The organism is Actinoplanes sp. NPDC048791, assembly GCF_040650095.1.
Lineage (GTDB): Bacteria > Actinomycetota > Actinomycetes > Mycobacteriales > Micromonosporaceae > Actinoplanes.
This window is the reverse complement of the sequence record NZ_JBEZGQ010000587.1, coordinates 1-5,379: the sequence shown is the minus strand read 5'-3', so window position 1 is coordinate 5,379 and position 5,379 is coordinate 1. Positions and strand designations below refer to the sequence as shown.

At 70.6% G+C, this 5,379-nt stretch carries 6 protein-coding genes and 1 pseudogene; 3 read left to right on the top strand and 4 right to left on the bottom strand.

The features are described from left to right. Positions 1–189, top strand: a pseudogene (locus AB0C29_RS31840) (aminoglycoside phosphotransferase); the annotation flags it as partial. Here AB0C29_RS31840 and AB0C29_RS31835 read toward each other — a convergent pair. The 4 genes from AB0C29_RS31835 to AB0C29_RS31820 form a co-directional block, all read right to left on the bottom strand. Then, positions 156–557, bottom strand: coding sequence for a DUF3224 domain-containing protein (locus tag AB0C29_RS31835; RefSeq protein ID WP_360827992.1), 402 nt, complete (start codon positions 555–557; stop codon positions 156–158). The pseudogene AB0C29_RS31840 and the gene AB0C29_RS31835 sit on opposite strands and share 34 nt — an antisense overlap. Next, on the bottom strand, positions 554–1,573 hold the full coding sequence (locus AB0C29_RS31830; protein WP_360827989.1) for a GntG family PLP-dependent aldolase: 1,020 nt from the start codon (positions 1,571–1,573) through the stop codon (positions 554–556). The genes AB0C29_RS31835 and AB0C29_RS31830 overlap by 4 nt, the downstream gene beginning before the upstream one ends. Beyond that, positions 1,566–2,972 (bottom strand): class II 3-deoxy-7-phosphoheptulonate synthase, encoded by a 1,407-nt coding sequence (locus AB0C29_RS31825; RefSeq protein ID WP_360827986.1) that lies wholly within the window; start codon positions 2,970–2,972, stop codon positions 1,566–1,568. The genes AB0C29_RS31830 and AB0C29_RS31825 overlap by 8 nt, the downstream gene beginning before the upstream one ends. Positions 2,973–3,044: 72 nt before the next feature. Then, on the bottom strand, positions 3,045–4,517 hold the full coding sequence (locus AB0C29_RS31820; protein ID WP_360827983.1) for a glycosyl hydrolase family 18 protein: 1,473 nt from the start codon (positions 4,515–4,517) through the stop codon (positions 3,045–3,047). A gap of 172 nt (positions 4,518–4,689) precedes the next feature. Between AB0C29_RS31820 and AB0C29_RS31815 the strand changes: the two genes are divergently transcribed. Beyond that, positions 4,690–5,160 (top strand): glutathione peroxidase, encoded by a 471-nt coding sequence (locus AB0C29_RS31815; protein ID WP_360827981.1) that lies wholly within the window; start codon positions 4,690–4,692, stop codon positions 5,158–5,160. 7 nt (positions 5,161–5,167) lie between these two features. Next, on the top strand, positions 5,168–5,379 hold a 212-nt coding region (locus AB0C29_RS31810), incomplete at its 3' end, for a DUF429 domain-containing protein (protein ID WP_360827978.1).

Here is a 5,379-nt window from a genome sequence, read left to right as displayed (position 1 = left end):
TGGAACACCCTCGAAGGGGCCGAGCGCGCCGCCTTCCGCGACGCGGTCGGCCTCGACCGGCAGACCTGGCAACGGGCCCGCGGATGGGCGCTGTGGAAGGCGCTGATCATGCTGGCCGAGCCGGGCGCCGCCCCGGCCTGGCGCCACGTCGTGGATCAGGTGCTGGCCGACCCGGTGGGCAACTCGTAGTCGAACGTGTACGAGTGCACGCCGCCCTCGTTCACGATGGCGAACGAGCCGGTCAGCCCGGTGAGCTCGCCGGTGCCCGAGTCGGGGACGACGCGCACGGTCAGCGTGCCGGCGCCGCGGTCCATCAGGCCGAAGTGCTGCAACACGAAGCTGCCCGCGCGCCCGTCCAGGGTGCCGGTGATCCGGTCGATCGCGACGTAGCCGGCCGATCCCTCGACGGCGGTGCCCACGGACATCATCTCCGCGAGCCCCTCGCCGGTCAGGTCGCCGGCGATCGTCTTGCGCACCCGCATCCGGCCGATGAAGTCGTCGTCGCTGGTCAGCGGCTCGAAGGCGGTGGTGAAGGTGCCGGCGGCACGGCGGGTCATCGGAGCAGCTCCCGCAGCACCGTGATCGCCATGTCGATGTCGTCGTCGGTCAGGTCCAGGTGGGTCACCAGGCGGGCCGTACGCGGCAGCATCGCCCCCATCAGCACTCCCCGCTCGGCCGCCGCCGCCACCAGCGACGGCGCGTCCAGGGCCGACTTCGTCAGGTCCAGCAGCACCAGGTTGGTCCGTACTTCCGCCGCCCGCACCACCCCGAGCGGCTCGAGGGCCTCGGCCAGCCGCCGGGCGCGCGCGTGGTCGTCGGCCAGCCGGGTCAGGTGGTGGTCCAGCGCGTGCTGTCCGGCCGCCGCCAGGATGCCGACCTGGCGCATGCCGCCGCCCAGCCGCTTGCGGAGCACCCGGGCCTGCGCGATGTGGGCCGCGCTGCCCACGACCAGCGAGCCGACCGGCGCGCCCAGGCCCTTGGACAGGCAGACCGACAGAGTGTCGAAGAGCTCCCCGTACGCCGCCAGCGGCACGCCGTCCGCGACGTGCGCGTGCCAGATCCGGGCGCCGTCGCAGTGCAGGGCCACGCCCGCCGCGTCGGCCACCGTACGCAGGCGGCGCAGGATCTCCAGCGGGACCACCGTGCCGCCGCCGAGGTTGTGGGTCTGCTCGACGGCGATGGCCCGGGTCGCCACCGACGGGTAGCCGTCCGGGCGGATCATCGCCTCGATCTGCTCCGGATCCAGCGCCGCGCCCACCGACGGCCAGGTACGGGTGGAGATGCCCCCAAGCGCGGCCGCCGCCCCCTGCTCGTACGTGACCACGTGCGCGTCGGCGCCGGCCAGCAGCTCGCCGCCGCGCGGGACGACGAGTTGCAGGGCGATCTGGTTGGCCATCGTGCCGGACGGGGCGAACAGGGCCGCCTCGTGCCCGAACAGCTCGGCCACCTGCCGTTCCAGCGCGATGACCGTCGGGTCGTCGCCGAAGACGTCGTCGCCCACCGCCGCCGTCGCCATGGCCTCGCGCATCGCCGCGGTCGGCCGGGTGACCGTGTCGGACCGCAGGTCAGCCACGCAGCATCTCCGCCACCAGGAAGGCCAGCTCGAGGCTCTGCTGGGTGTTGAGCCGCGGGTCGCAGGCGGTCTCGTAGCGGTCCGGCAGGTCGAGGTCCTCGATGCCCTGCGCGCCGCCCAGGCACTCGGTGACGTCTTCACCGGTCAGCTCGATGTGGATGCCGCCCGGGTGGGTGCCCAGGCCGCGGTGCACCTCGAAGTAGCCGAGGACCTCGTCGACGACCCGGTCGAAGTGCCGGGTCTTGTAGCCGTTGGACGACTCGTGGGTGTTGCCGTGCATCGGGTCGCACTGCCACACCACCTTGGCCCCGGTGGCGCTGACCTTCTCCACGATGGCCGGCAGCGCGTCGCGGACCTTGCCGTTGCCCATCCGGCTGATCAGCGTGAGCCGGCCCGGGATGTTGTCCGGGTTGAGCTTCTCGCACAGCTCGATGGCGGTCTCCGGGCTGGTGCCGGGGCCGAGCTTGACGCCGATCGGGTTGGCGATGCGGCTGATGAAGTCGATGTGCGCGTGGTCCAGCTGCCGGGTGCGCTCGCCGATCCACAGGAAGTGCCCGGACAGGCCGTACGCCTTGCCGTCGGAGACCCGGGTCAGCGCGCGGTCGTACTCCAGCGCCAGCGCCTCGTGCGAGCAGTACAGGCTGACCGTGCGCAGCGCCTCGTCCTCGGTCATGCCGCAGGCGCGGATGAAGTCCAGGGTGCGGTCGATCTCGCGGGCGATCGCCTCATAGCGCTCGCCGGCCGGCGAGGCCCGGACGAAGTCCTTGTTCCAGTCGTGCAGGCCGGCCAGGTCGGCCAGGCCGCCCGCCAGGTACGCCCGCAGCATGTTCATCGCCGCGGCGGAGTTCGCGTACGCCCGGATCATGCGTTGCGGGTCGGCCACCCGGGCCGCCTCGTTCGCGTCCAGCGAGTTGATCAGGTCCCCGCGGTACGCCGGCAGCCCCAGCGAGTCCGTCGCCGAGGACCGGGGCTTGGTGTACTGCCCCGCGACCCGGGCCACCTTGACCACCGGCATCGACGCGCCGTACGTCAGCACGACCGCCATCTGCAGCAGCGTGCGGGCGTTGGCCAGCAGGTGGCTCTCGGTGTTGTCGGCGAAGGTCTCGGCGCAGTCGCCGCCCTGGAGCAGGAAGGCGCGGCCCTCGCAGACCTCGGCGAGGCGGTGCCGGAGCTGGTCGACCTCGTAGGGCGCGACGATCGACGGGACGGTGTCGAGAACCCGGCAGACCGAGGCGACCTCGTCCATGTCGGCCCACGGCGGCATCTGCAGGCGCGGGAGCTCCCGCCACTTGTCCAGCCCGAGGGCGGAGTCCTCGGCGGAGTCGGTGGACGGGCGGGATGTCTGCAGGGCGGTGGTCCCGACCCCGGGATGACTGAGCTGGTGCCACTCTCGGCGCATGTCAGAAGCCTAATCCGCGCAGCGAAAGGGGGCGCCGGGAGGTGTCCCGGCGCCCCACGATCTAGGAAGAAATCAGTTGAGGCCGTTCTTGATGGCCGTGATCAGCTCACCGTTGCTGGTGTCGCCGGAGAACTCCCAGAAGAACGCACCGCCCAGACCCTGCTGCTTCGCGTAGGTCATCTTGCCGGCGATGGTGCTCGGGGTGTCGTAGCTCCACCAGTTGCTGCCGCACTTGGCGTACGCGGTGCCGCCGACCGTGCCGGAGACCGGGCAGCTGTTCTTGAGGACCTTGTAGTCCTCGATGCCGGCCTCGTAGGTGCCCGGCGCCGCACCGGTGGCCGTACCGCCCGGGGCGGTCTGGCTGACGCCGGTCCAGCCGCGGCCGTAGAAGCCGATGCCGAGCAGCATCTTGTTGGACGGCACGCCCTTGCTCTTCAACTTCTGGATCGCCGCGTCGGACCAGAAGCCCTGCTGCGGGATGCCGGAGTACGAGGTCAGCGGCGAGTGCGGGGCGGTCGGGCCCTGCGGGGCGAACGCGCCGAAGTAGTCGTAGGTCATCGGGAAGACGTAGTTGAGCTTCGAGATGCCCGCCGCGTAGTCGGCGGCGTCCAGCTTGCCGCCGTTCGAGCCGTCGGCCGAGATCGCCGAGGTGACCAGGAAGTTCTGCCCGAACTTGGTGCGCAGGGCGGAGACGACCTTGTTGTACGAGTCCGGGCCGCTGGCGTCACAGGTGAGGCCACAGGCGTTGGGGTACTCCCAGTCGACGTCGATGCCGTCGAAGACGTCCGACCAGCGGGAGTCCTTGACCAGGTTGTAGCAGGAGTTGGCGAAGCCGGTCGGGTTCGCGGCGGCCTGGGTGAAGCCACCGGACCAGGTCCAGCCGCCGAACGACCAGATCACCTTGATGTTCGGGTACAGCTTCTTGAGCTTGCGCAGCTGGTTGAACGAGCCGCGCAGCGCACCGGTGTCCCAGGTGTCGGCGACGCCGTCCACACTGTCGGCCGCGGTGTAGGCCTTGTCGTAGTCGGCGTACGCGTCACCGATCGAGCACTGGCCGCCGGTGGTGTTGCCGAAGGCGTACAGGATGTGGGTCAGCTTGGCCGCCGAGCCGCTCGTCACCAGGTTCTTGACGTGGTAGTTGCGGCCGTAGACGCCCCACTCGGCGAAGTAACCCACGACAGCCTTGCCGGCCGGGCCATTGGTCGGCGGGGTCGTCGGCGGCGTGGTGGGCGGAGTCGTCGGGGGTGTCGTGGGGGGCGTGGTCGGCGGGGTGGTGGGGGGCGTGGTCGGCCCACCACTGCAGGCGCCCTTGTCGGCCCAGACGCCCCACTCGCCGCTGGCGGTCGGGACCTCGTTGGTGGTCCACCACTTCGCGGTGTAGTTCTTCGACTGGTACGAGACGGAGTTGTCCTTGACGTAGACCGCCGAGGCGCTCCAGGCGGGGGCACAGGCGGCGGCGGCCGAGGCCTGGACCACGGGGACCGCAGCGGTCGCGACCGCCACGATGGCCCCGGCCCATAGGGCGCGGCGGAGGGATTTCTTCACTGCGTCTCCTCAAGAACAGTTAGGAAACTTTCCAAAGGGAAGTTGAAGAGACGGTAGTCACATCTATGAACATGAGTCAAGAAGGTCATCGCTGATTAAGCGCGACCTTAACTTTTCCCCCGGACGCCGCCACGGCGTGCACTCGCTCGCGCACAGCGCGTAGTCTGCCGTCATGACCATCTTTGCCGTCGACATCCACACACTCTCGGGCGGACCGGCCGATATGGATCGCTACCGCGATCACGTCGTCCTGGTGGTCAATGTGGCCTCCCGCTGCGGCCTCACCCCGCAGTACGCCGGACTCCAGGCGCTCGCCGACACGTACGCGGACCGGGGGCTGGTCGTCCTCGGTGTCCCGTGCAACCAGTTCGGCGGCCAGGAGCCCGGCACGGCCGCGGAGATCGAAGATTTCTGCCAGGTGAACTACGGCGTGACGTTCCCGCTCACCGAGAAGGTGGACGTGAACGGGCCCGGCCGCCACCCGCTCTACCGCGAGCTGGTCGGCGACGGCCCGGACATCCAGTGGAACTTCGAGAAGTTCCTGGTCGGCCCGGACGGTGCGGTGGCCGCCCGGTTCGGCCCCCAGACCGACCCCCAGGACGGCGAGCTCATCGCCGCCATCGAGAAACTCCTCCCCCGCTGAGCTGCCGATGAGCATCCACGTGATCGGCGTCGACGCGTACGCCCTGGGCTGGGTGGGGGTCGAGCTGCGCGACGGCGCGTTCGGCCGGGCGATGCTGGCGTCCACCCTGTACGAGATCGTCGCGGGCAGCTCCGGTGCGGCCGTGATCGGCGTCGACATCCCGCTGGGCATGCTCCCCGACCGCTGGCGCGCCGCGGACACCCTTGCCGCCGACCTGCT